The sequence below is a fragment of the Shewanella sp. K8 genome (genome assembly GCF_028823715.1).
Lineage (GTDB): Bacteria > Pseudomonadota > Gammaproteobacteria > Enterobacterales > Shewanellaceae > Shewanella > Shewanella algae.
Genome location: NZ_JAPEHY010000008.1, coordinates 41,163 through 68,141 on the forward strand (window position 1 = coordinate 41,163; position 26,979 = coordinate 68,141).

Below are 26,979 nucleotides of genomic sequence, written 5' to 3' on the forward strand. Positions count from 1 at the left end.
CGCCCTTTTCGATGTTGTCGTTACAGGGTACGGGCAACCTCGACGGTTTCGAACACCTCAATCTGGTCGCCTACGCGAACATCATTGTAGTTCTTCACGCCGATACCACATTCCATGCCATTGCGAACTTCGCTAACGTCATCTTTAAAGCGACGCAGAGACTCGAGCTCACCTTCATAGATAACCACGTTCTCACGCAGAACCCGGATAGGTGCACTGCGCTTAACGATACCTTCGGTCACCATACAACCGGCGATTGCACCCAGTTTAGGCGACTTGAACACATCACGCACTTCAGCCAGACCAATGATCTCCTGCTTGAATTCAGGAGAAAGCATACCGCTCATGGCCGACTTGACTTCGTCGATGAGGTCATAGATTACGCTGTAGTAACGCAGATCCACACTCTCACTTTCGATGGTCTTACGAGCCTGAGCGTCAGCACGGACGTTGAAGCCCACCATGATGGCGTTGGACGCCGCTGCCAGAGTCGCATCTGTCTCGGTCAGTGCACCTACGCCACTGGCTATGATGTTAACTTTCACTTCTTCGGTAGACAGACGGGTCAGCGAGTCGACGATGGCTTCCAAAGAACCCTGTACGTCGGACTTGAGCACGATATTCAGCTCTTTCACTTCGCCTTCGGTCATGTTGGCAAACATGTTTTCCAGCTTGGACTTCTGCTGACGCGCCAGCTTGATATCGCGGAACTTACCCTGACGATACAGGGCGACTTCACGGGCCTTACGCTCGTCACGAACAACAGTCGCTTCGTCACCGGCAGAAGGCACCCCGGACAGACCCAGGATCTCAACCGGAATCGACGGACCGGCTTCAGTGATGCTCTTACCGTTTTCATCCTTCATGGCACGGATCTTACCGTACTCCAGACCACACAGAACGATATCGCCCTGACGCAGAGTACCTTCCTGAACCAGGACGGTAGCAACAGGACCACGGCCCTTATCCAGCTGAGACTCAACAACCACACCGGCGGCCATGCCGTCACGTACGGCTTTGAGCTCGAGGATCTCGGCTTGCAGCAAGATACCTTCCAGCAGCTCGTCCACGCCCATACCTGTCTTGGCAGATACGAACACAAACATGTTGTCACCGCCCCACTCTTCCGACATCACGCCGTGCTGGGACAGTTCGCTCTTGACGCGGTCGATATCGGCTTCGGGCTTATCCATCTTGTTCACTGCCACGATCAGCGGTACACCACCGGCCTTGGCATGCTGGATAGCTTCAATGGTCTGAGGCATTACGCCGTCATCGGCAGCCACAACCAGAACCACGATATCAGTGGCCTTGGCACCACGGGCACGCATAGCGGTAAACGCGGCGTGGCCTGGAGTATCCAGGAAGGTGATCATGCCGTTGTCGGTTTCTACATGGTAGGCACCGATATGCTGGGTAATACCACCGGCCTCACCGGCCGCAACCTTGGTGCGACGGATATAGTCAAGCAGCGAGGTCTTACCGTGGTCAACGTGACCCATGATGGTCACAACCGGCGCACGTGGCTCCAGTTTGACATCTTCACCGTCACGGTCGGCCAGAACTTGATGCTCCAGCTCGTTTTCACGGATAAGCACAACCTTATGGCCCATCTCCTCGGCAACCAGTTGGGCAGTTTCCTGATCCAGTACCTGGTTGATGGTCACCATAGAGCCCATCTTCATCATGGTCTTGATGATTTCAGTGGCTTTGATGGCCATCTTCTGGGCCAGCTCGGCCACAGTAATGGTTTCACCTATGCGTACATCGCGGTTTACCGCGGCAACCGGCTTGTTGAAGCCATGGTTCATGGATTGAGGCGCACGGTTACGGATGTTGCGCTCGCGACCGTCACGGGAGTCCTTGGTACGTTTCTTACCGGCACTCTTGTGACGTGAACGACGACCACGCTTCTCCTCATCCATATCGCTGGTATCTTCGGCGGCGCGGGCCACTTTAGAGGTAGTGATATGGTGATCGCTGCGCTTCTCGGCTTCAAGACGCTGACGCTCTTCTTCGGCCCAGCGCTTTTCATTCTCTTCAGCCAGGCGACGGGCTTCAGCTGCCGCACGGGCGGCTTCTTCATCGGCCTTGCGCTTAACAGCTTCAGCCTGAGCCGCTTTCAAACGCTCGGCTTCAACACGGGCAGCTTCCTGCTCGGCGCTGGTCTTGGGATCGGCCTTAACCTCTTCCTTGGCTTTGCCAGCATCCTGAGCCGCTTTAGCCTTGGCTTTGGCTTCGGCTTCCGCCTTGGCTTTCGCTTCGGCTTCTACCTTGGCCTTGGCCAAGGCTTCAGCTTCGGCCTTGGCTTTCGCTTCGGCTTCCGCCTGAGCTTTGGCTTCGGCTTCTGCGCGGGCCTGCTCTTCCGCCTGACGGGCCAATTCGGCCGGGTCACGCTTCACAAAGGTGCGCTTCTTGCGAACTTCGACTTTGACGTCTTTGGACTGGCCGCCGCTGCCGGCGACACTCAGAGTCGATACGGTTTTACGCTGTAATGTCATCTTGGTGGGCGCACTGTCCGCACCATGTTGCTTTTTCAGGTAGTCCAGCAGTTGCTGTTTCTCGGCCTCGGTGACACTGTCATTCTTGCCTTTCTTGATACCGGCCTTGGAAAACTGCTCGATCAATCGCTCTACGCTTTTTCCCACTTCAGTGGACAGTTTCTCTACTGTTGTCTCTGCCATCAGTTAAATCCCCCTGTTGATCGACTATGCTTCTTCGCCAAACCAACAGATGTTGCGGGCTGCCATGATGAGCTCACCTGCTTTTTCTTCTGTCAATTCTTCAATTTCGATCAAATCGTCAATGCCTTGCTCGGCTAAATCTTCCAGAGTTATCACACCCATGCTTGCCAGAACGTAGGCCAGGTGGCGCTCCATTCCAGGCATGGACAACAACTCTTCACTCGGTTCGGCACCATCCAGTGCTTCTTCGGATGCCAGTGCACGGGTAGACAAGGCAGCCTTGGCGCGCTCACGCAATGCGGCAACTATGTCTTCATCAAATCCTTCGATGGCCAACAGCTCGGAAACAGGAACATAAGCCACCTCTTCCAGAGAGGTGAATCCTTCGTCGGCCAGCACCTGGGCGAAATCTTCGTCCACATCCAACGCACCCATGAACAGCTCCATCACTTTGGCGCTTTCGGCCTGATGTTTCTTGTTCATGTCTTCCACTGTCATCACGTTCAGTACCCAGCCGGTCAGCTGTGTCGCCAAACGAACGTTTTGACCATTGCGGCCGATAGCTTGTGCCAGACTATCGGCTTCGACGGCGATATCCATTGAGTGGTTATCTTCGTCAACAATAATTGAGGCCACATCGGCCGGTGCCATGGCGTTGATAACAAATTGTGCCGGGTTATCGTCCCAAAGCACTATGTCAACACGCTCACCACCGAGCTCATTGGATACGGCCTGTACCCGGGCTCCACGCATACCTACGCAGGCACCGATAGGGTCGATACGACGATCGTTTGATTTCACGGCGATCTTGGCCCGTGAACCTGGGTCACGGGCAGCGCCCATCACTTCGATCATCTCATCGGCAATTTCCGGTACTTCAACACGGAACAGTTCGATCAGCATCTCTGGCTTGGTGCGAGTCAGGAACAACTGAGCACCACGGGCCTCGGGACGCACTGCATACAACAGAGAACGTACACGGTCACCCGGACGGAAAGTCTCACGGGAGATCAGATCTTCTTTGAACAGCACGCCATCGGCGTTGTTGCCGAGGTCAACCACTACGCTGTCGCGGTTGCTCTTTTTGACCACACCGGTAACCAAATCACCTTCTTTGTCGATAAACTGCTCGACGATTTGGGCGCGCTCGGCTTCACGGACTTTCTGTACTATCACCTGCTTGGCGGTTTGAGTGGTGATACGGTCAAATTGTACCGAATCAATTTCATCCTCAATGAACTCGCCAGGCTGGATCTCCGGGTTCTCATAACGAGCCGCTTCCAGAGTGATTTCACGGTAAGGGTTTTCCAACGCTTCACCGTTATCATCAACCACCAACCAGCGGCGAAAAGTCTCGTAGTCGCCAGTTTTGCGATCTATGGCAACACGAACATCGATATCGCCTTCATACTTTTTCTTGGTTGCGGTAGCCAGCGCAATTTCGAGCGCCTCGAAAATCTTTTCGCGCGGTACAGCCTTTTCGTTGGAAACCGCTTCAGCGACCAGCAAAATATCTTTATTCATCGTCTTGCCTCGTTCACCTTGAAACCATCAAAACTTAGCGATCAGGTTGCCTTTACGGATGTTATCCAAGGCAATAATCAAGTCTTTTCCATCCACTGTCAGAGTGAGCATCTGCCCTTCCACCTTAGTGATGGTACCTTTTAAGTTACGACTACCCGCTACCGGCATAGTCAGTTGAATCTTTGCTTCCTCTCCAAGGTACATACCATATTGCTCAGAGGTGAACAGCGGCCTGTCGAGACCGGGAGAGGAGACTTCCAGAGTGTATTCGGAAGTGATAGGGTCCTCGACATCCAGAATGGCGCTCGCCTGACGACTGGCATTGGCACAGTCTTCAATATTAATGCCGTTCTCACTGTCAATAAATAGCCGCAAGGTTGAATGCTTGCCGGCCTTAACAAATTCAATACCCCAGAGCTGGTAGCCTAAGCCTTCCACTGCCGGAGTAAGCATTTCTGTGAGTCTGGATTCTAATGTTGCCAAGGTAACCCCCGAAAAACAAAAAAGGGCTATTAATAGCCCCAGTATTGAGCTGCCGTAAAAGGCAGCAAATTTAAAAGTCCCAGATAACAAAAAACCCCGTAATCACGAGGTCATTATGTTCAAGAACCTGTAAACAGGATGAATTGTAGAGTAGCGCAATTCATCACTGGGAGCTGGTTGCGGGGGCCGGATTTGAACCGACGACCTTCGGGTTATGAGCCCGACGAGCTACCAAGCTGCTCCACCCCGCGTCAACTGCTGCAAGTTTACTGATTTCAGCTTTTACTTGCAATAACTGAGGGAAATTTCACTTCCATTTCTCAGTTAAAGATTGGTGCCGAGAGCGGGACTTGAACCCGCACGACCGTTAGGTCACAGCCACCTCAAGGCTGCGCGTCTACCAATTTCACCACCTCGGCATATTCGGTATTAGTCTGGAATTTTGGTCTCAGACTGTTGGGTCTGTTCTACGTCAGGCCCCATAATGTTGGTTTCCTGCTTCACGTGATGTGCACTCATGTTGCCGATAACCAGGCTGAGAGTGAAAAACGCGATAGCGAGAATCGCCGTTGTACGGGTCAGAAAGTTACCTGAACCTGCTGAACCGAACAGGGTTCCTGAAGCACCGGCACCAAAAGATGCGCCCATGTCAGCCCCTTTGCCTTGCTGGATAAGGATGAGTCCAACCAGACCCAAAGCTACCAACAAGTAAATAACCATCAGTACTTCTTTCATATTAAGCGCTCATTGCTATCGTACATAAACTCAAGAATTCGGTAGAGTTTAAGCTAGCACCGCCTATCAGTCCACCATCCACATCAGGTTGGGCGAATAAATCTGCAGCATTACTCGGTGTGACACTGCCGCCGTACAAGATCCTGATGTTTTCCCCAATATAAGGGGACACTTCAGAGAGGCGATTGCGTATAAACGCGTGAACTTCTTGTGCCTGCTCCGGTGTTGCGCTCTTTCCTGTCCCTACAGCCCAAAGGGGTTCATAGGCGATGATCGCATTATCAAAAGCCATGGTACCGTTCTTTTCGATTACCACATCCAACTCCTCGGCAAGCACCTCGAAGGTACGTCTTGCTTCACGAGCCGGGCCCGATTCACCGACACAAAGTATCGGGGTCAAACCGTGCTTTTGAGCTGCGGCAAATTTCTCTGCCACTATATTACTCGTCTCACCGTACATACGACGGCGTTCCGAGTGACCGATTATCACATAACGACAGCCGGCATCTTTCAGCATCCGCCCTGAGGTTTCACCTGTGTAGGCACCAAAATCGTGCTGACTCAGGTTTTGAGCCCCCATTCTAACCAGAGAACCATTCAGGGTTTCCCTGTTAGTTTCGAGCAGTTGCCTTACGCTTTCCAGGTAAATTGCTGGTGGGCATAAAACCACTTCAACAGAATCATTATGTAGCTTGGTGGCAAACTTCTTGAATAACTCTTGCGCCAACTGCGCGCTGCCATTCATTTTCCAGTTGCCTGCTACCATTGGACGTCTGAGTGCCATCACCATCTCCTCTGAAAGCGGCGTGAATAATAGCGAACCACTTATTAACTTACAATACCTGATTACGGAATTTTTGCGATTTACTGTGTGTTCGGCTACTTTTTGCGCTCGCACTCAGTAAATCGCTCACAATTCCAGCTTAAGTCATTAATTTTACTTTGATTAAGCTAAAAAAGGCCAGTTTAAACCGCTTGTTTGACTGCGGTGGCTATGGTTTCGGCATGGGCGCGCACCTGGGCTTCATCGTCCCCTTCCACCATCACCCGGATCAAAGGCTCAGTACCGGATTTACGCAGCAGTACCCGGCCGCGCTCACCAAGTTGCGACTCAACCTGAGCCTGGGCGTCTTTCACCAGTTGTGATGCCAGCGGATCTGAGTTGCCTTCAAAGCGAACATTAATAAGGACCTGAGGCAACATCTTCATAGATTCAGTCAACTCTTCCAGCGAGGCGTTGTGACGGCGCATTGCCGCCAGCACCAGAATACCTGCCACTATACCATCACCCGTAGTGCCATGATCCAGATTGAGGATATGGCCTGAGTTCTCCCCCCCTATACGCCAATCTTTCTCTTTCAGCAGTTCTATTACATAGCGGTCGCCGACTTTGGAACGGGCAAAGGGGATATTGAGCTGTTTGAGCGCCAATTCGAGTCCAAGATTGGACATCAAGGTACCGACAACCCCGCCTTTGAGAATGCCGCGCTTTTGGGCGTCGCAGGCAAGAATATAGAGGATCTGATCGCCGTCTATCACTTCACCTTGTCGATTGACCATCATGATACGGTCGCCGTCGCCATCGAGCGCGATACCCAGATCGGCGCCTTCGCTGACCACGGTCTCACAAATCTTGGCCATGGAGGTCGCACCAACCTGATCATTGATGTTGATGCCATTGGGCTTATCCCCTATGGTCACTACCTCGGCGCCCAGTTCGCGGAACACATTGGGGGCGATGTGATAGGTAGCGCCATGAGCACAATCCACCACTATCTTGAGCCCGGCGAGGGTTTGATCCGCCGGGAAGTTACCTTTGCAATATTCGATATAACGACCGGCGGCATCATCGATACGGGAGACTTTCCCCAGCAGGTGCGACTCGACACAAACCAGAGGTTTTTCCAGCTCGGCTTCTATCTCCAGTTCCAGTTCGTCATCCAGCTTGCTGCCATCTGTGGAGAAAAACTTAATACCGTTGTCATAGTAGGGATTGTGAGATGCACTGATAACGACCCCCGCCTCGGCGCGGAATGTTCGGGTCAGGTAGGCGACGGCCGGCGTCGGCATGGGCCCCATCAACATCACATTGAGTCCGGCGGCAGACAGGCCGGCTTCCAGCGCCGACTCGAACAGATAACCTGAGATCCGGGTATCTTTGCCTATAATCACTTTACGGGTACCACTGCGGGACAAGACCCTACCGGCAGCCCAGCCAAGCTTAAGTGCCAGCTCCGGAGTCATCTTGCCCGCTCCAACCTTGCCGCGGATCCCGTCCGTACCAAAAAACTTTCTCACGCTCACTCCTACTGAGAACCATCTTTGAATGGTTATTCTATATACTGTAAACCTAATACCGGCTGACCCACCGGCCTGAAACCTTTGAAGTCACGGCGCTGTCTTTATCCAAACTGCTTGGTTGCTGCCATGACCTTGAGTACATCGCTGGTCTCTGCGACATCATGTACCCGAATAATATGTGCGCCCCGCTGAGCTGCCAACATGGCACCCGCCAGGCTACCTGCCAATCTGTTGTTGACACTGCGCTCAAGCAGATTTCCTATCATACTCTTTCGCGACAGTCCGATAAGTAAAGGCAGATCAAATTTTGCCAGCTCCTGCAAATGAGCCAGCAGATGATAATTGTGTTCCAGCGTCTTGCCAAATCCAAAACCCGGATCCAGCAATATTGCCTCTCTGGCGATCCCCGCATCAATACAGGCCTCAATGCGCTTGGCAAAGAAGTCATTCACCTCGGCAAGCAGATCCTCATAATGGGGCGCATTCTGCATGGTTCTGGGTTGCCCCTGCATATGCATCAGACACACAGGCACCTGCAGTTCAGCAGCGGCTTGTAGAGCGCCGGGCTCCTGCAAGGCCCGCACATCATTGATAAGGTGAGCGCCTGCATTGATACCGGCGCGCATCACTTCGGCTTTACTGGTATCCAAAGAGATCCAGATGTGGGGATACTTGGCGACAATATACTCCACCAAGGGAACAACCCGGGAAAGCTCCTCATCGACGCTGACATCGGCAGCCCCGGGCCGGGTGGACTCGCCGCCGATATCGATAAACACGGCGCCATCGGCCACCATTTGGTCGGCGTGGCGGCAGGCCAGTTCAAAGGAAGAAAAACGGCCGCCATCGGAAAACGAATCCGGGGTTACATTGAGGATCCCCATTACCTTGGGCTCATCGAGTAGTAGTTGGTGAGCACCGGACTTTAGTTCAAACACTCTTTACTCCCTTACGCGTCAAGCGCGAGAACATCTTTATTGGATTTATTATTGTGCCTTCAGGCAGAAACAAGAAAACCCCTTGCGGGGTTTTCTTTTACCTCAGAGTAGGCTTATTTCAGCGGGCTCTCGCCGGGTTTGCCCAAATCTGCAGCAGTATCACTCGGCTCATGCTCTTCAACTTCAGTCTCTTCAGGCTTGGCACCTTTACTGCCATTATTGCCGTTGGAAGAGCCATTGTCGTCCAGCTGCCAATCGACCGGAGGACGCACTTCGCGGCGCTCCATCAGGTCCTCTATCTGGCGCGAGTCTATGGTCTCATACTTCATCAACGCATCTTTCATCGCGTGCAGAACGTCCATATTCTCATCCAGCAGTTGTTTGGCACGCTGGTAGTTGCGGTCAATGATGGCCTTGATTTCAGAGTCTATGATGGCCGCAGTCTCATCAGACATATGCTTGGACTTGGCCATGGAGCGGCCCAGGAATACTTCACCCTCTTCCTCTGCATACAGCAGCGGACCGAGTTTCTCGGAGAAGCCCCACTGGGTCACCATGTTACGGGCAATGGCCGTAGCATATTTAATGTCCTGAGATGCACCGGTAGAGACTTTTTCAGTGCCAAAGATAATCTCTTCGGCCAGTCGACCACCGTAGGCCACAGAGATCTTACTCTCCAGCTTCTGGCGGCTCTCACTGATGGCATCGGCTTCCGGCAGGAAGAAGGTCACACCCAAGGCCCGGCCTCGAGGGATAATGGTTACCTTATGCACAGGGTCGTGCTCAGGCACCAGATAGCCCACAATCGCGTGACCGGCTTCGTGGTAAGCCGTCATCTCTTTCTCGGACTCAGACATCACCATGGAGCGGCGCTCGGCGCCCATCATGATCTTGTCTTTGGCACTCTCAAACTCTTCCATGGTCACCACACGGCGATTACCGCGGGCGGCAAACAGTGCAGCCTCGTTAACCAGGTTGGCAAGATCCGCACCTGAGAACCCAGGCGTACCACGGGCAATCACACTGGCTTTAACATCGTCACCCAAAGGCACTTTACGCATGTGCACTTTAAGAATTTGCTCACGGCCACGAACATCCGGCAGCCCCACTACAACCTGGCGGTCGAAACGGCCGGGACGCAGCAGCGCGGCATCCAACACGTCTGGGCGGTTGGTTGCGGCAATAACGATAATACCTTCATTACCTTCAAAGCCATCCATTTCCACCAGCATCTGGTTCAATGTTTGCTCACGCTCGTCGTGACCACCACCGAGCCCGGCACCACGCTGACGGCCCACGGCATCGATTTCATCGATAAAGATGATGCATGGAGCCGACTTTTTGGCCTGCTCGAACATGTCACGTACCCGGGAGGCACCGACACCGACAAACATTTCCACAAAGTCAGAACCTGAGATGGTAAAGAAAGGCACCTTGGCTTCACCGGCAATCGCCTTGGCAAGCAAGGTTTTACCTGTACCTGGAGGGCCAACCATCAAGACACCGGTAGGAATACGGCCACCGAGTTTCTGGAATTTGGTGGGATCACGCAGATAATCCACCATCTCCTTCACCTCTTCCTTGGCCTCGTCACAACCGGCCACATCAGCAAAGGTGGTCTTAATCTGATCTTCGCTCATCAGCTTGGCTTTACTCTTGCCAAAGGACATGGCGCCTTTACCGCCACCGCCCTGCATCTGTCGCATAAAGAAGATCCACACCCCGATAAGCAGCAACATGGGGAACCAGGAGATAAAGATCTGTGTCAGGAAACCTGACTCTTCGGCTTCCTGCCCTTTCATGCGGATGCCTTTACGATCCAGGTCATTGATCAGATCCTGGTCATACAAGGGCATAATGGTGGTGAACTTTTCACCGGACTTTTTGACGCCTTCAATCGTACGTTGGTCGCTTTTCACTTCAACGTTACTGACTTGGCCGCTACGAACATCGTCCAGGAAAGTCGAATAATCCATCTTCTGCGCTGACGAAGAAGAGGGGGAGTAACCCTGGAACACGGACATCAGCACCACGGCGATGACCACCCAGAGAATCAAATTTTTTGCCATGTCACTCAATTACTGAACCTCACAAAGTCTTGAGATTTACTTCAATCAGGGTACTACAACTTGTACCCTGTCGCTACCAGATAGACCTCGCGAGAACGTGGCCTGGAGGAATCCGGCTTACGGGTTTTTACAGTCTTGAACGCTTGTCTGACTGCTTTCATATACTCGTCAAAGCCCTCCCCCTGAAAGACTTTAACAGCAAAACTACCATTGGCTGCCAACACCTGATGACACATATCCAGCGCCAACTCCACTAAATACATGGCTCTGGGCTGATCCACACCATCTGAACCACTCATATTGGGCGCCATATCCGAGAGCACCAAGTCAACCTTATCTTCCCCTACCCGGGTCAGCAAGGCCTCAAGGACTTTTTCCTCACGGAAGTCTCCCTGAAGGAAATCGACACCAACGATTGGGTCCATCGGTAAAATATCACAGGCAACCACTTTACCTTTTTCACCGACCAACTTGGCCGCCACCTGAGACCAACCTCCGGGAGCCGCCCCCAGGTCGACCACTGTCATCCCGGGTTTAATCAGCTGATCTTTTTGTTGCAGCTCCTCTAACTTGAACGCGGCCCGCGAACGCAGCCCCCGTTTTTGTGCCAATTTGACATAGTGATCATCAAAGTGTTCCTGCATCCAACGGGTGGAACTGGCCGTACGTTTCTTACCTGACATTCAAAATCCGCAACAAATGAGAGTTACACAAGGGCTATATGAGGGTAGAATAGCGGCTTTTCAACAGTAACTCAGCAAAAGTTGGTAGAAATGAACTTAACAACCAAACAGAAACAGCATCTCAAGGGCCTGGCACATAGCCTCAAGCCGGTAGTGCTGCTTGGTGCCAATGGCCTGACTGAAGGGGTACTGGCTGAAATTGATAATGCGCTCTCTCACCATGAGCTGATTAAAGTTAAAGTCGCCTCTGAAGACAGAGAACTGAAAGCCGCTATCGTTGATGCCATTGTCCGTGAAACCCAGGCAACCAAGGTGCAGCTGATCGGCCATGTTTTGGTGCTCTTCCGTCAATCCGAAGAGATGAAAATCGCTCTGCCCAAGGCCAGATAAGCCCTTTCCCCACAAAAAAGCCACCTTAACCGGTGGCTTTTTTGTTGCCATAATCCCATCGGCGCACACATTGTGGCGCCGGCGGATTAAATCAGTATTAATTGATGGGTTTCAATCAGGGTGTCTGGGTCACAGGCGTCACCCGATAATGCTCACTGGACAGTCCCAGCCATTCCGGCAGTGAAGTACCAACCGATATCGATGAGAAAGTACCGGTCAACACCCCGATAAACATGGCGATGGAAAATCCTTCCAAGGGGCCTCCGCCCATGATCCACAGTGCTGAAATAGTCATCAGGGTAGTACCGGATGTCACCATGGTTCGGGCAAAAGTGGCCGCAATCGCCTGGTTATTGATGTCTTTTACCGCCAACTTGGGTTTGGCAGCCAGCAATTCGCGGATCCTGTCGGCAATAATGATGGAATCGTTGAGCGAATATCCCAAAATGGCCAACACAGCCGCCAGCACCGTCAGGTTGAACTCCATCTGAGTGGCGGCGAAAAAAGCCAGCACAAAGATAACATCATGCACCAGAGCAAATACCGCACCGGACGCCAGACGCCACTCAAAGCGGTAAGAGAGATACCCCAGAATACACAGCATTGCCACCAGCAAAGCCAAGCCGCCCTGCTCGGCCAACTCCTGGCCGACCTGAGGCCCGACTATGCTGGTATTGAGCACTTCAACATGAGTGTTCATACCCGCCAGTACCTCCGGCAGTTCGGGCATGGTTTGCCCGGCACTTGGCGCTGCATAACGCAGCACCCAGCGTCCCGGCTCACCGGCAGCAATCAGGCTGACTTCCTGGCCATAGGCCTGCTGCAACACAGGTTGCAGCGATTTGGAGCTGATTGAGCTGTCGATACGGATTTCACTGACCACGCCGCCGGTAAAATCCAGCCCCCAGTTGAGCCCCTTGACGGCAATCACACTGATGGACACTATCATCAAAATTACAGAAATCGCGCTGCTGAAATAACGCCACTTGGTTGCATTTTTCATATTAATCATAATATTAAACCCTCACTTCGCGGCTGAAGTTCTTGCCATAGACCAGGTTAATAATCGCCCTTGAGGCAAAAATCCCGGTGAACATACTGGTCAACAACCCCAGCCCCAGCGTCAGCGCAAACCCCTGAATAGGACCATTACCTATGGCGTAGAGCACTACAGCAGTGATCATAGTGGTGAAGTTGGCATCGAAAATGGTGGAGAAGGCGCTGTCAAAGCCCTTGTCAATGGCGTGCGCCAATGCCCGCCCTTCACGAAGCTTGTCGCGGATCCGCTCGAAAATCAGCACATTGGTATCCACCGCCATTCCCACTGTCAGCACCAAACCGGCAATCCCGGGGAGAGTCAGTACCGCGCCGGGGATCAAGGCCAGCAAGCCAAACAGCAAAACCATGTTAGCCAGCAACGCCAGGTTGGCGACCCAGCCAAGCCTGCGATACCAAAGCGCCATAAACACCAGGGTGATCCCCATGCCGAGCGCCAGGGCGGCAAAGCCGTTGTGAATATTCTCTGCCCCCAGCGTCGGGCCTATAGTGCGCTCTTCAACTATGGTGACAGGCGCAGTCATAGAACCGGCCCGCAGCAAAAGAGCCAGTTGCTGCGCATCCTGATAACTACCGGCGCCGGTTATCCGAAAACGCTCCGGCAGCACAGACTGAATGGTGGCGACACTGATAATTTCATTGCTTTGTACTGCCTTGCCGTTGGCATCGCGGCTGTACTCACTGTATGCCGTGGCCATAGGTTTGCCGATATGGCCTCGGGAGAAGTCGGTCATAAGGCGGCCGCCTTCACTGTCCAGGGTAATATTGACCTCGGCAGTACCCATTTCACCTATGCCGGCACGGGCATCGACAATATGCTCGCCGGTCAGCACAGGTTTGCGCGCCACGGGTACAGGATTGCCGGACTTGTCCTTAATCAACATGGCGCCGGTGGCACTGTCCTTGACTTCATAGAAGGCCAGAGTCGCGGTCGCCCCTATCACGCTCTTGGCGGCAGCCGGGTCTTGAACACCGGGCAGCTCGATACGGATGCGGCTTTCGCCCTGACGCTGCACCAGCGCTTCGGTGATCCCCAACTCTTCGATACGGGTACGCATGATCTGCAGGTTTTGCTGCACTGTCAGGTTACGCAGGTTGATTTTCTCAGCCTCAGTCAGCGCCAACTTGAGCTGACTGTTATTGCCGCTCACCTGCCAGAGTGGGTATTGCCTGGCCATAAACTGCCGCACCTCGGCGCGAGCCGCCTCTGGCATAACCACTGTCAGTTGCTCTTCAGCGCCCTGACGCACACTCAAGCCTCGGATCCCTTGCTCTCTGGCAAAGGCACGCAGGGCATCGGCCAGTGAACTTCCCTGGGTTTGATACACAGGGGTGATATCCACATCCAACAAGAATTGCACCCCGCCACGAAGATCCAGCCCCAACTTAATGGGTTCAAACCCCATGCCGAGCAACCACTCGGGCGCCGCCGGGCTCAAAGCCAGAGTGAGTTCAGCGGGATCTTTGGCACGACCGGCCAGCAAGGATTTGGCCAAAGTCTGTTGGCCTTCATCATTGAGAATAATCAGGGTTTGCTGATCTTTGCTGTCCAGGCGCTTGACTTGAATATCGGCCTTGGCCAGTTCAGAAACTATCTGGGTCGGAGATAAGTCCAGTCCGGCCTTGGGGGATATTTGCACCGCGGCATCTTCACCATACCAAGTCGGCAAGGCGCTCAGCGCCATCACCACCAGGGTGACTACCAGTACCAGATATTTCCAGGCGCTGTAGTGATTAAGCAGTTTTTTAGGCTGGCGCCCGCGGCCATTACTCTTTAATAATGAGTCAGTTATCATATTTATGCTCTCTTTTCGACTCGTGGCTTAAGCCACATATCACAGTCGCAGCCATCCAATGAAGGAGTAACTGACAACAGATGAAGTGAAACCCGGACAGAAAAGTCCGGTAGAGAGCATCAGGCGGCTTGCTGACTGAAGCGATAGCGGAGGTTGGCGTCTTTCCAGCCCCCAAGGCGCAAACCGGCTCCTGGGTGCTTTAAGGTCCAATACTGCTCAATAGGCAATTGCTCGGCAAAACCAATGCTGAGCACAGGCGCCGGTGGCATAGCGATTTCAAACGCCAATTCATAGGGTGGCTCGGCCACATCATGCGGAGCGGCCGTGCTGAGGCAGCGCTGGCTGGCTCCGGGTGCCGAATAGAGTTGGTCGCCCTGCTCGGAGCGCAGCAACTTGGATAAGTGAGACAGGGAAACTTTGCCATCCACCTTTTCTCTGTCGGCAGCATCATGCTTGCCAAGCTTATGATGCAGGGACTCCTGGGATTGGGGTTCTTGACCAAGAGACGCTGACAACACTGCAGAAGACGGCTCTTTGTCAGCATCTTGTTGCTGACTGAGCTCGGGTAAGGCTTGCTCAAACGCCTTCCAGGTTGCATCAGAGGCAATCCCGGAATACACATTGCCCAGCAGACCTATGGCGATCAGCAGGGTAAAGAGGCGCATGATTCTCAGCAAGGTGTTATCCATAAACAGGGTTATTTGGGCGGATGCTAGTCTTTCAAGCCCTGACGGGCAAATTAAACTTTGTCCATCTTAGGGAAGGTGCGAACAAGTCCCATGTGTACTCTGCGTCGGCTTACGGGCTTGGATGCAAGGCGTGGTTCGCAGCAAATGGCCCTAGTCCTTTGCAAGAAGCACAACACAGCAGGCAGGCCTGTAAGCCACGCCCTTCGGGGCTTTCATAGCAACCGGCTCTCTGCGTTATCCGACTTCGACAGGCCCCGGCATGCCTTCAGTCAGATGCCTTGAACGCCAATTGCTGTGCAAGCCAGAGTGCCACGAGGACTTATTCGCACCTTCCTTAGCAGTTTGAATCACAAAAAAGCCGCCCGGAGGCGGCTTGATAACGCAATCAGATATATTCGACGGCGACCACTTCATACTCTGCCAGGCCACCGGGGGTTTGAATATTGACTTCATCCCCCAGATTTTTGCCGATAAGGCCACGGGCAATGGGTGAGTTCACCGAGATCAGGTTCTCTTTGATATTAGCCTCATCGTCACCGACAATGCGGTAAGTCACTTCGGCATCTGTGTCCAGATTCAGTATGGTCACAGTGGCGCCAAAGATGATCCGGCCATTGTTGGGCATCTTGGTCACATCAATAATCTGGGCATTGGACAGTTTGCCTTCGATATCGCGGATACGGGCTTCGCAAATGCCCTGCTCTTCACGGGCTGCATGGTATTCCGCGTTTTCTTTCAAATCCCCCAGTTCACGCGCCGCGGCAATTGCCTCGGTGATCTTGGGACGGCGATCAAACTTGAGTATATCCAGTTCTTTGCGCAACTGTTCTGCCCCAACCAGGGTCATGGGAACCTTGTTCATAATCTCTTTCGTCTCCTGTCAAACAAAAGCAGCCTCCGTCGGCCTAAGGCCAACAGAGACTCATTTTCCGGGTGAATGGGCGCCATTTTGTCAGCGGCGCCAGGGATGCATAGCGGAATACCGGGGAATACACCGGCTAAAACTCAATTCATCTTGGCTACAAGCTTACCTAAGCCATGGCTGGCTTGCCAGCCATGGCGACAAAAATCTCTGTTTCTGTGGCACCGACGATGAGAAATTCATCTCAGTTAAGACTCGAAAGCACAGAGGGATAGCCCCAACCATTGTCTCCTACCTCGACCTGCTCACCGGTAAGGTACTGATACAAGGTCGGTGCCAGTGAGCCGTTATCCAGCGGCCCCAATCTCTGGCCGGGTTTGACCGTCTCGCCCCAGAAACCTATGAAGGCATCTTTTTCCAGATAATGCTCGCCCGCATGACGACCCGGTACCAGGGTGTTGTAGCCAAACCCCTCTTTGGGGAAGAGGTTGATGGTGCCGGCCCTGTCTTCATCATAGAGATGTGCCAGCTGCACCACAGCATCGGGTCTGGGACTCATGGCCGCCAGGCTGCGCCACTGCTCGGCGCTGCAGCCCTTGGCACTCCCCAGGCATAGTTCGAGCAGTTGTTGCTTGGTGGACAGCTGAACATCAGACAGCGGCGTCAGATAAGGGTTGCTCTGAGCCAGTGCCAGCAGCTCAGGCGCGCCTTTAGCATCCAGCGCCTGATAACGGATAACGCCCGACTCGCGACTGATCATTTCATCGCGGCGCTGCCCGTTTCTGTATCCCACCAAACGCACAGAGCAGCTATCAAGCGTACAATCGCTTTGGCGCACCACAAGATAATCCAGCGATTCCTGCAACTCATCGGCAAGTAGGCTGACCATATCCAGCGCCTTGCCTTCTCTGACCTTAAAACGGGTCAACTCTTGGTACAGGGGTTGCACCTGCCAACCTCGGTCCGAGTTAAAGAAGTCCAGCATATAGTTGCCACCGGCAGTGGAGGCTATCACCAAATCTACCCCATGCAGTGAAGGCGGATTGAGGTTGTTGGTTATCTTGGGGCCTTCCCCTTCATCAGAGGAGATTTTGCTTATCTTGAGCTCGACCCCGCGTTGCTTGAGCGCATCTTGCAGCACCAGTTCTGGGTTAAGGGTGTGATACACAGGTGCCAAACCATGATCGCCGGCCATGCCCCACAGCGTCTGCGGATAGATACCCGCGTCCCGATACACCTTGTCCAGACGGCCGAGCCAGTAATCGAGCCGGTTAAGCTCACCGGTCGGCGCTATGATTTCGTCGCTGAACGGCCCCTTGAAATGGGCGAAGTGATCCGGCCAGGGGTTATAAATAAGCAGATAGTCCGGCATTGCCTGCTCACTCAGCAAGGCCAGCTCATTGAGCTGTTCATTGAGCTTGGCCCGCAAGCTCATGCGGGAAAACAGCCGCCAGGCGCCCATCTTGTCGTAGGCCTCGAGTTGCTCTCGAACCGCCGCCACTTTATGTTGCAAGCCCTTCTCGGCTTCGGCGCGCAGCGACAACTCATTGAGACAGCGCTGCTCGCCAAAATCACGGATCACTTCACCTAGCCCCAGATTGACCAGGGCATCGAAGCTGGTCTGGGCGTTCCAGTCATATTGGGCGTTACAGTTTAAGGTCTTGAGATAGTTCAGTCGGTCGAACATGGTGCGCATGCCGCGGCTCTCCGCCAGATTTTCGAGCTGCAGAGCATCATTGCCGAAGAAGTAATAGGCCCGGTCACGGGTGCGATCGACAAAGTGAAAATTGGGGATCCCTGTGCCGCCCTTACCGGACACTGCGGCGCCTGTCTTGATAATCGGCAGATTGCGCACACTGATGGTAGGCGTGGAAGAGATGCCTCCTGTGGCTATGCCATTTTCACTCCGGCGATAGAGTGACTTGAAAAACGGCAGATAGTACTGATCGGTAACGCCATTTTTCACCAGCTGACGCAAAAAGTCCTGCTTGGGAGTGTGCTGCGGCCGCCCCATGGCTGACGCGGGCGAGAGTTGCAACAAAGCCGCATCCTTGGCTAGCACTTCTTTGAGATAAGGGCCGGAATTGGGTGCTACCAACGCCTGCATCAGTCCCTGGCTCAAGCCATCTACCGTTATCTGCACCGCTCTTGGGCGTTGACTCCAGCTTGCCAGAAAGTCACTCAACCCCTTGGGATCTTCCTTGAGACTAGCCTGCATCCAGGCAGAAAAGGCCTTGGCCCGCTGCGCCGGTAATGCATATTGGCGATAGGCCTTGAGCACATTGAGACGGACAAAGTCGATAAGGGTAACGGTTATCGCCTGCGCCTTGTTGTTTACCTTGGCGGCATTTTCCGCCTTGCCATCTTCAATAATCAGCTCGAGGGCGCTGCGCATATCCCCCTCGGGCAGACTGCCGACATACTTGCCAATCTCAGTGATGATCAGCGGCTGAATGTCGGCAATCAACGCCAGATCTTCAGGGCTATCGCCAAGATAGCGGTAATGTTCCGGCAGTTTCTTGCCAAGGTCCCAATCATCATTGTTGAACAGGCGATCATAGACAGTCACCAACATGGCAACCAACTGGCGATTGAGCGTCATGCCCTCGCGTCTGTCATTGGCTTCGGCGGTCGGTTCGGTATTGTCTTTGACCTGCTCCTCCAGGCTGAACAGCGAATGCTGCCAGGGGGCGATTTGCTCCTTGCTGTATTGGCTAAGCAGATAATCCCGGAACTGATCCCGGTTCTCGGCGCGGCTGTATCTGTCGTAAAAAAGGTAGAGAAAATGCCCAAGGGGGATGCTGTAGAAAGGATCCGACAGCCGGGCTATGACCCTGGCCTTGGTCGGCGCATCGAGCGGCAGCGTTAAAATGTAGGCATCCAGGCTCATACCGGCAACGGAAAATATCGCCAGATCGCGCCCTGTGGTGACACTGAGCTCCAACCCTTTAAACAGCTGCTTTTGCAGCAGATCGCCGCCGTGATACAAGGGCGCCACCAAAGGCACTGTGTTGATATCAGCCCGCACGCCATTACTGCCAAGGCTCAAAGCCAAGCCAAAACTCAAGGCAAGAGCCTGTGCTTTGCTCCGCCGGTTGAACAGCCCTTTGACTCGCCCCGCAACATTTTCCCGGCCCTTGGGCTCCTTTGAGACAGACTCGAGTATCATCACTTCCTTTCCCTGAAACATCTTGATTGCAGCGTCTTAAATGAAACGCCTTAATAATGGCCGAGTTTAGCAAGAGCGGCCAAGATCCCAAAGCCAGGGGAAGGTGCAAATAAGTCCTCGCGGCGTTCTTTTTTGTAGAGAGTGGCTTACACAGCAATTGGCGTTCAAGGCATCTGACTGAAGGCATGCCGGGGCCTGTCAAAGTCGGATAACGCAGAGCACGCATGGGACCTGTTCGCACCTTCCCAATGACCCAAATCATCCGGCCTACAAAAAACAGGCCACCCTAATGGGTGGCCTGGTCACTTTCAGTTACTGACTGACAGCGTTTACTTGTTGACTCTGGCGTGCAGTTCCTGCACCGAGGCAACATTGCTTCTGTCGTCGGCATCATGGGCCATACAGGTTGCAAAAGCCGCATTCATGGTGGTGGTGTAGTTCACCTTGTGCTGCAGCGCGCCGCGGCGCAGCTGTCTGGAATCCTCGATGGCCTGACGACCCTCCGTGGTATTCACTATGTAGGTGTATTCACCGTTCTTGATCCGGTCAAGAATGTGTGGACGACCTTCATGCACCTTGTTCACCAGGCGGGGATTGATACCCGCTTCACCCAGCACCACAGCCGTACCGTGGGTGGCATCCAGCTCATAGCCGAGCTCAATCAGCTTGGCCGCCAGATCCGAAACCCGCTTCTTGTCGCTGTGACGAACAGACAACAGGGCGCGACCTGACTTGGGCACATCTTTCACTGAGCCCAGTTGCGCCTTGGCGTAGGCTTCGGCGAAGGTATCACCCACACCCATCACCTCACCGGTAGAGCGCATTTCAGGGCCGAGCAGAGGGTCAACACCCGGGAACTTGTTGAACGGCAGAACCACTTCTTTCACTGAGTAGTAAGGCGGGATCACTTCCTGAGTATGTTGCTGTTCGGCCAGTGAAGTGCCGGCCATTACCCGGGCGGCAATCTTGGCCAGAGGCACACCTGTGGCCTTGGAAACGAAAGGCACTGTGCGGGCGGCGCGCGGATTTACCTCAATCAGGTAAATCACGTCGCTCTTGACCGCAAACTGCACATTCATCAGACCGACAACGCCCAGCTCCAGCGCCAGCTTGCGTACCTGCTCGCGCATCTCGTCCTGAATCGCCTTGGAGAGAGTGTAAGGAGGCAGTGAACAACCTGAGTCACCTGAGTGAACACCGGCCTGCTCAATATGCTCCATGATGCCGCCGATAACCACGTCCTTGCCATCGCAAACGGCATCCACGTCTACTTCGGTGGCGTCATCCAGGAAGCGATCCAGCAGTACCGGCGACTCGTTGGATACACTGACGGCTTCGTTGAAGTAACGGCGCAGATCCTGCTCGTCGTAGACGATTTCCATCGCCCGGCCACCCAGAACATAGGAGGGACGAACCACCAGAGGGTAACCTATACGCTCGGCATCCAGTACCGCCTGCTCCAGGTTGGTCACTGTGCTGTTTTCAGGCTGTTTCAGCCCCAAACGCTCAACCGCCTGCTGGAAGCGCTCACGGTCTTCGGCGCGGTCGATGGCATCCGGGCTAGTCCCTATGATGGGCACACCTGCGGCTTCCAGGGCACGAGCCAGTTTCAGTGGCGTTTGGCCACCATACTGCACGATAACCCCTTTGGGCTGCTCAACCCGCACGATTTCCAGTACGTCTTCCAGGGTAACAGGTTCAAAGTAGAGTCTGTCAGAGGTGTCATAGTCGGTGGAAACGGTTTCAGGGTTACAGTTAACCATGATGGTTTCATAGCCGTCTTCACGCATCGCCAGCGCTGCGTGCACACAGCAGTAGTCGAACTCGATACCTTGACCGATACGGTTGGGGCCGCCACCTATCACCATGATCTTGTCTTTATCGGACGGATTGGCCTCACACTCTTCCTCGTAGGTGGAGTACATGTAGGCGGTATCCGTGGCGAACTCGGCGGCGCAGGTATCTACCCGCTTGTAGACAGGGAAAAGCTCATACTTGTGACGCAGTTTGCGCACTTCACTTTCAGAAACCCCCAGCAGTGACGCCAGGCGCGCATCGGAGAAACCTTTGCGCTTCAGCTTGCGCAGGAACTCTTTGGAAAGACCGCTCCAGCCACCTTCCTTGACCTTCTCTTCCTGCAGCACCAGATCTTCAATCTGCACCAGGAACCAAGGGTCTATGTTGGTGATGCGGCGAATACCTTCCATGGACATACCGGCGCGGAAAGCATCGGCGATATACCAAGGACGCTCAGGGCCCACATCCTGCAACTCGTAACGTATCTTGGCCAGGGCTTCAGGCTCGTTGATATCCACGATAGGGTCGAAACCTGTCATCCCGGTTTCCAGGCCGCGCAGAGCTTTTTGCATCGACTCCTGGAAAGTACGGCCGATGGCCATTACTTCACCGACAGACTTCATCTGAGTGGTCAGGCGGTCGTTGGAACCGGCAAACTTCTCGAAGTTGAAGCGAGGAATTTTGGTAACCACATAGTCGATAGAGGGCTCGAACGAAGCCGGGGTCAAACCGCCAGTAATGTCGTTCATCAGCTCATCCAGGGTAAAGCCCACCGCCAGCTTGGCCGCTACCTTGGCAATCGGGAAACCGGTCGCCTTGGAGGCCAGCGCAGATGAGCGCGATACCCTTGGGTTCATCTCGATGATCACCATGCGACCATCTTTGGGGTTAATACCAAACTGCACGTTGGAGCCACCGGTTTCAACACCGATTTCCCGAAGCACCGCCATGGAGGCGTTACGCATCAGTTGATATTCTTTGTCGGTCAGGGTCTGGGCCGGTGCCACGGTAATGGAGTCACCTGTGTGTACGCCCATGGGGTCAAAGTTTTCGATGGCGCAGACTATGATGCAGTTGTCGTTGCGATCGCGCACCACTTCCATCTCATACTCTTTCCAGCCAATCAGCGACTCGTCAATCAGCAGCTCATTGGTCGGCGACAAATCCAGACCCCGGGTACAGATCTCTTCAAACTCTTCGACGTTGTAAGCGATACCGCCGCCGCTGCCGCCCATGGTGAAAGAGGGGCGAATGATACAGGGGAAGCCCACTTGATCCAGCACCTTGTGTGCATCTTCCATGCTGTGGGCAATACCGGCACGGGGACACTCGAGGCCGATACTCTTCATCGCCTTGTCAAAACGGGCACGATCTTCGGCCTTGTCGATGGCATCGGCAGTGGCACCGATCATCTCGACGTCAAACTCTTTCAATACGCCTTTGGCTTCCAGTTCCAGGGCACAGTTCAGCGCCGTCTGGCCGCCCATGGTTGGCAGAATCGCATCGGGGCGTTCTTTGGCGATAATGTTGCGCACCACTTCCCAATGGATAGGCTCGATGTATGTGGCATCGGCCATTTCCGGGTCGGTCATGATAGTTGCAGGGTTGGAGTTCACCAGAATGACCCGGTAACCCTCTTCTCTCAGCGCCTTACAGGCCTGGGCTCCCGAATAGTCAAACTCACAGGCCTGACCGATAACGATTGGGCCGGCACCCAGGATAAGAATACTTTGGATATCAGTACGTTTTGGCATTTTCTTCTATCTTCTCCCGGCGATTACAGCTTGACTTGGTGACGGTATTGCTCAATCAGTTCGATAAAATGATCGAACAGTGGCGCACAATCGTGCGGCCCTGGACTCGCTTCAGGGTGCCCCTGGAAGCTGAAGGCCGGCTTGTCTGTCAGGTGGATCCCCTGCAGTGAGCCATCAAACAGCGACTTGTGAGTCACCTTGATGTTGGCAGGCAGTGTGGCTTCGTCGGCAGCAAAACCATGGTTCTGACTGGTGATCATCACAGTGCCTTTGTCAATATCGCTTACCGGGTGGTTGGCACCATGGTGACCAAACTTCATCTTCAGCGTCTTGGCACCATTGGCCAGCGCCAGCAGTTGGTGGCCAAGGCAGATGCCGAATACCGGGATATCGGTTTCGAGAATTTGCTGAATCGCCTTGATGGCGTAGTCACATGGCTCCGGGTCACCGGGGCCGTTGGAGAGGAATACCCCATCCGGTGCCATCGCCAGCACTTCACTGGCAGGCGTTTGTGCAGGAACCACAGTCACATCACAGCCTCTGTCTACCAGCATTCGCAGTATGTTCTGCTTCACGCCGTAGTCATAAGCCACTACCTTGTACTTGAGTTCTGACTCGGGAGTATCGACCGGCAGGCCGCTCTCCAAACGCCAGGTTCCCTTGCGCCAGCGGTAAGACTTGTCGGTCGTCACTTCCTTGGCCAAGTCCATGCCTTTCAGCCCTGGGAAGGCCTTGGCGGCGGCCAGCGCCTTGTCTACGTCCTGTTCACCCACCAGAATGCAACCAGCCTGAGCGCCCTTCTCCCGCAGAATACGGGTCAGCTTACGGGTGTCGATATCGGCGATACCGACCACCTTGTTGGCTTTGAGGTAATCACTGAGGGATTGTTGGTTACGGAAGTTACTGGCGAGGAGGGGAAGATCACGAATAATAAGACCACAGGCATGAACTGCATCGGATTCTGTGTCTTCATCGTTGGTACCGGTATTACCGATATGTGGGTAGGTTAGAGTTACTATCTGGCGAGAATAAGATGGATCGGTGAGGATTTCTTGATATCCGGTCATCGAAGTGTTAAAAACGACTTCTCCAACTGCAATACCATCGGCACCTATTGCTGTGCCGGAAAATACGCTTCCATCTTCGAGTACGAGTAAGGCAGACTTTGTCAACGCGACCTCCGAGAAAAGAGCCAAGCCACTGAAATATAATATTTTTATCTTTGTTTAAAGTACCAATTTCCGCTAAAATACGAAATTTTGACAAATTCCGAGCATCCTACACGAGAAATGGTAATCCGTCTATAGCTTGGCGGACGAATTCGAAAAAAAACCGCCGATTGGCGGTTTTTTAAATAATGTCACAGGGGTTTCAACCCCAATACCTGTTGCATGTCGTAGAGCCCGGCATCCTGTTCCTGTAGCCAAAGTGCCGCACGCATGGCACCGTTGGCAAAGGTCATTCGGCTGGAAGCCTTGTGGGTGATCTCCAAACGCTCGCCCATATCGGCAAACATGGCGGTATGCTCACCCACCAAGTCGCCCGCCCTGATAGTGGCAAAACCTATGGTGTCGCGCTCACGCTCGCCGGTGATCCCTTCGCGGCCATAAACGGCCACTTTTTCCAGATCCCGCCCCAGCGTGTTGGCAATCACTTCCCCCATCTTCAAGGCGGTACCTGAAGGAGCATCCTTCTTGTGTCTGTGATGACCTTCGATGATCTCTATGTCGGTATAATCACCCATGACTTCCGCAGCCAGTTCCAGCAGCTTCCACATTAGGTTAACCCCAACCGACATATTGGGTGCCAAGACCACAGGCATCTGCTCGGCAAAGGCCTCAATCTGCGCCTTTTGCGCCGAGTTGAAACCTGTAGTGCCTATCACTATCGCCTTATGATGGCGGGCACACCAATCCAGATTGCTGAGGGTGCCTTCCGGGCTGGTGAAATCCACCAACACATCGAAGTCATCGGCAACCTGATCCAGGCTATCGCTGACCCGGACATGGAGACAACCGACTCCGGCCAACTCTCCGGCATCGACTCCCACCAGAGTCGAGCCTGCGCGCTCGATGGCCGCGCCCAGAATGATCCGGCTGGAATGCGCGGCCGCTTCTATCAGGGTACGCCCCATACGGCCGCTGCTTCCGGCAACCGCAACTCTGACATGTCCACTCATAACTTTCTCCACATACAGGCTAAAAAAATCGCCTGAGTCAGACTCAAGCGATTTTGGTATTACAGAATGTCCAGCAATTCCACTTCAAAAACCAGAGTGGAATAAGGCGGGATAGCCGCCCCGGCACCGCGCTCGCCGTAGGCCAGGTGATGCGGTACATACAGCTTGTACTTGGCGCCAACCGGCATCAATTGCAGCGCTTCGGTCCAACCGGCAATCACGCCGGAAACCGGAAATTCGGCAGGCTGACCACGGGTCACTGAACTGTCGAATACTTTACCGTCGATAAAGGTACCGTGATAGTGAGTACGAACATTGGAATCATAGCTTGGCTTCGCGCCTGAGCCTTCGTTGATGATTTCGTACTGCAGACCTGATTCGGTAGTCACCACACCTTCACGCTTGGCGTTTTCAGCCAGGAAAGCATTGCCTTCGGCAGAAGCGGCTTCGGCAGCCTCTTCCTGAGCCTTCTGCAGACGCTGGCTGATTTCAGAGAAAGCAACCTGCAGATCTTCCAGGGAAACAACACTCTCTTTGCCGTCAAATGCATCGGCCAGACCGGCTTGAACGGCTGGAATATCCAGACCTTCAAAAGAGTTGGCGGCCAGTTGCTCACCCAACTGGCGACCTACGCCGTAGCTGGCTTGTTGTTCAACACTGGTGAACTTATCAGACATAATCAGTTTACTCTCAGTTTATCTGTGAATTTTTCGCGGCACAGTGTAACACTTATCCGGGTCCAAGTGTTGCGCTTATTCGTATCCTTACGGTTTGTTCATTCGCCTGGCCTCAGTCGAAATGGGCTGAGGGTCAAGCAAGCCGATTTTCATACACCTCATCTTTGGCAAGAGCGAAACTTGCCCTTGCTCGCCTGATAGAGCGGCATCATCTGCGCTTGTAAATCACGCAACTGGGCAATGCGGTTCTCATTGGATGGATGAGTCGATAAGAGCTCCGGCCCCTGACTGCCACCCGCCTTGGCCATGTTTTGCCACAAGGTCACCCCGGCTCTGGGATCGAAGCCGGCCCTGGCCATCAGCTCCAGCCCCATCACATCGGCCTCGGATTCCTGCGCCCGGCCATAGGGTAAGATATAACCCACCTGCACCCCGAGCCCCAAGGCCGCCATGTAGAGATCGGCGTTGGCTATCTGGCCCATCCCCAATGCTGCTCCGGCCAACTGCATACCGGTATGGCTGAGTTGGGCCCGCGAGGCCTGCTCATTGCCGTGCTGCGCCAGCACATGGGCTATCTCATGACCAATAACAGTCGCCAGTTGATCTTCATTGTTGGCCACCTTGAGAAGCCCGGTATAGACACCTATATGGCCACCGGGCAGGGCAAAGGCGTTGACCTGATCCGAGTCAAACAGCACCCATTGCCAATGTTGCTGCGGCAACAAAGAGGTAATACGCTGCGCCACGCAGGCAACATAGGCACTGGCCGCTTTGTCCTGGCTCTGCTTCTCCTTTGCTTTTATCTGCTCGAAAGAGGCGGTGCCCATCTGGTTTATCTGCTCGGGTGAAAACAGTAGCATCTGCGAGCGCCCGGTGGGCGACTGGGTAGTGGAGCAGCCCGAGAGCCCCCCCACAAAGAGTATGGCCAGCAGACCGAGAATTCGGTTATTCATCTTTTATCTTCCGGTGATAAAGTTTCCCGGGATTTTACCTCAGTGTCACAAGCAAGCACAGCTTGCCGTATCGCCAAAGGATTGACCGACTCAAAAGTCATTTCCGCTCACAGCCAAGGCGTGAAAAAAGTTGACCTCAAGCCTGTCTGGCACGAAACTGGTTAGCAGACTGGGATACGGAAAAACGCCGTTATCCGCTTATAAGTCACTCATTATTATTGGCCTTTTTATAGGATCCAA

At 53.8% G+C, this 26,979-nt stretch carries 20 protein-coding genes and 2 tRNA genes; 1 reads left to right on the top strand and 21 read right to left on the bottom strand.

Features of this window, described 5'->3' with window-relative positions; translation table 11 throughout:
• Nucleotides 1-20: 20 nt before the first annotated feature.
• The 11 genes from infB to rlmE all read right to left on the bottom strand — a co-directional run bounded on the left by infB (nucleotide 21) and on the right by rlmE (nucleotide 11,417).
• Nucleotides 21-2,684 (bottom strand): translation initiation factor IF-2, encoded by a 2,664-nt coding sequence (gene infB / locus ON072_RS06295; protein WP_274625993.1) that lies wholly within the window; start codon nucleotides 2,682-2,684, stop codon nucleotides 21-23.
• A 24-nt stretch (nucleotides 2,685-2,708) separates the two neighbouring features.
• Nucleotides 2,709-4,208 carry a transcription termination factor NusA gene (nusA, locus tag ON072_RS06300; protein WP_028780659.1) on the bottom strand — a complete coding sequence of 500 codons (1,500 nt, stop codon included), beginning with the start codon at nucleotides 4,206-4,208 and terminating at the stop codon, nucleotides 2,709-2,711.
• A 27-nt stretch (nucleotides 4,209-4,235) separates the two neighbouring features.
• Entirely contained in the window at nucleotides 4,236-4,691 is a 456-nt protein-coding gene (gene rimP, locus ON072_RS06305; protein ID WP_025887922.1) for a ribosome maturation factor RimP, read from the bottom strand.
• A gap of 174 nt (nucleotides 4,692-4,865) precedes the next feature.
• A tRNA-Met gene (locus ON072_RS06310) sits at nucleotides 4,866-4,942 on the bottom strand.
• 81 nt (nucleotides 4,943-5,023) lie between these two features.
• Nucleotides 5,024-5,110: transfer RNA gene (locus ON072_RS06315), tRNA-Leu, on the bottom strand.
• A 10-nt stretch (nucleotides 5,111-5,120) separates the two neighbouring features.
• Nucleotides 5,121-5,426 (bottom strand): preprotein translocase subunit SecG, encoded by a 306-nt coding sequence (secG, locus tag ON072_RS06320; RefSeq protein ID WP_025009932.1) that lies wholly within the window; start codon nucleotides 5,424-5,426, stop codon nucleotides 5,121-5,123.
• Nucleotide 5,427: 1 nt separating this feature from the next.
• Nucleotides 5,428-6,210 carry a triose-phosphate isomerase gene (gene tpiA / locus ON072_RS06325; protein ID WP_025009931.1) on the bottom strand — a complete coding sequence of 261 codons (783 nt, stop codon included), beginning with the start codon at nucleotides 6,208-6,210 and terminating at the stop codon, nucleotides 5,428-5,430.
• Nucleotides 6,211-6,392: 182 nt separating this feature from the next.
• Entirely contained in the window at nucleotides 6,393-7,730 is a 1,338-nt protein-coding gene (gene glmM, locus ON072_RS06330) for a phosphoglucosamine mutase (RefSeq protein ID WP_115389099.1), read from the bottom strand.
• Between the two features lie 98 nt (nucleotides 7,731-7,828).
• Nucleotides 7,829-8,665 carry a dihydropteroate synthase gene (gene folP, locus ON072_RS06335; protein WP_129980150.1) on the bottom strand — a complete coding sequence of 279 codons (837 nt, stop codon included), beginning with the start codon at nucleotides 8,663-8,665 and terminating at the stop codon, nucleotides 7,829-7,831.
• Nucleotides 8,666-8,778: 113 nt separating this feature from the next.
• Nucleotides 8,779-10,743, bottom strand: coding sequence for an ATP-dependent zinc metalloprotease FtsH (gene ftsH, locus ON072_RS06340; RefSeq protein ID WP_025009928.1), 1,965 nt, complete (start codon nucleotides 10,741-10,743; stop codon nucleotides 8,779-8,781).
• A 44-nt stretch (nucleotides 10,744-10,787) separates the two neighbouring features.
• Nucleotides 10,788-11,417 (bottom strand): 23S rRNA (uridine(2552)-2'-O)-methyltransferase RlmE, encoded by a 630-nt coding sequence (gene rlmE / locus ON072_RS06345; RefSeq protein ID WP_025009927.1) that lies wholly within the window; start codon nucleotides 11,415-11,417, stop codon nucleotides 10,788-10,790.
• Between the two features lie 90 nt (nucleotides 11,418-11,507).
• Here rlmE and yhbY point away from each other — a divergent pair, with 90 nt between their 5' ends.
• Nucleotides 11,508-11,807 carry a ribosome assembly RNA-binding protein YhbY gene (gene yhbY / locus ON072_RS06350; protein ID WP_025009926.1) on the top strand — a complete coding sequence of 100 codons (300 nt, stop codon included), beginning with the start codon at nucleotides 11,508-11,510 and terminating at the stop codon, nucleotides 11,805-11,807.
• Between the two features lie 115 nt (nucleotides 11,808-11,922).
• On the opposite strand, the gene secF is transcribed toward yhbY, so the two are convergent.
• From secF to ON072_RS06400, 10 genes are all read right to left on the bottom strand, one after another.
• Nucleotides 11,923-12,819, bottom strand: a complete 897-nt coding sequence (gene secF, locus ON072_RS06355) for a protein translocase subunit SecF (protein ID WP_370628999.1) — start codon at nucleotides 12,817-12,819, stop codon at nucleotides 11,923-11,925.
• 4 nt (nucleotides 12,820-12,823) lie between these two features.
• Nucleotides 12,824-14,659 carry a protein translocase subunit SecD gene (gene secD, locus ON072_RS06360; RefSeq protein ID WP_274625994.1) on the bottom strand — a complete coding sequence of 612 codons (1,836 nt, stop codon included), beginning with the start codon at nucleotides 14,657-14,659 and terminating at the stop codon, nucleotides 12,824-12,826.
• 119 nt (nucleotides 14,660-14,778) lie between these two features.
• Nucleotides 14,779-15,348 (bottom strand): hypothetical protein, encoded by a 570-nt coding sequence (locus tag ON072_RS06365; protein WP_123115863.1) that lies wholly within the window; start codon nucleotides 15,346-15,348, stop codon nucleotides 14,779-14,781.
• 385 nt (nucleotides 15,349-15,733) lie between these two features.
• Complete coding sequence (greA, locus tag ON072_RS06370) at nucleotides 15,734-16,210, bottom strand: transcription elongation factor GreA (protein WP_025887902.1); 477 nt, start codon at nucleotides 16,208-16,210, stop codon at nucleotides 15,734-15,736.
• 244 nt (nucleotides 16,211-16,454) lie between these two features.
• A complete protein-coding gene (locus tag ON072_RS06375) occupies nucleotides 16,455-19,400 on the bottom strand; it encodes an alkaline phosphatase family protein (RefSeq protein ID WP_274625995.1) in 2,946 nt (981 codons plus the stop codon).
• A 308-nt stretch (nucleotides 19,401-19,708) separates the two neighbouring features.
• Nucleotides 19,709-22,930, bottom strand: coding sequence for a carbamoyl-phosphate synthase large subunit (gene carB / locus ON072_RS06380; protein ID WP_028780664.1), 3,222 nt, complete (start codon nucleotides 22,928-22,930; stop codon nucleotides 19,709-19,711).
• Between the two features lie 23 nt (nucleotides 22,931-22,953).
• Nucleotides 22,954-24,102, bottom strand: coding sequence for a glutamine-hydrolyzing carbamoyl-phosphate synthase small subunit (carA, locus tag ON072_RS06385; RefSeq protein WP_096141564.1), 1,149 nt, complete (start codon nucleotides 24,100-24,102; stop codon nucleotides 22,954-22,956).
• Nucleotides 24,103-24,290: 188 nt separating this feature from the next.
• The gene (gene dapB, locus ON072_RS06390) at nucleotides 24,291-25,109 is read right to left on the bottom strand and encodes a 4-hydroxy-tetrahydrodipicolinate reductase (protein ID WP_025009921.1); all 819 of its coding nucleotides are present in this window, start codon (nucleotides 25,107-25,109) and stop codon (nucleotides 24,291-24,293) included.
• A 59-nt stretch (nucleotides 25,110-25,168) separates the two neighbouring features.
• A complete protein-coding gene (locus tag ON072_RS06395; protein ID WP_044733924.1) occupies nucleotides 25,169-25,786 on the bottom strand; it encodes an FKBP-type peptidyl-prolyl cis-trans isomerase in 618 nt (205 codons plus the stop codon).
• A gap of 158 nt (nucleotides 25,787-25,944) precedes the next feature.
• Nucleotides 25,945-26,739 (bottom strand): M48 family metallopeptidase, encoded by a 795-nt coding sequence (locus ON072_RS06400; RefSeq protein WP_261752822.1) that lies wholly within the window; start codon nucleotides 26,737-26,739, stop codon nucleotides 25,945-25,947.
• Between the last annotated feature and the right edge of the window lie 240 nt (nucleotides 26,740-26,979).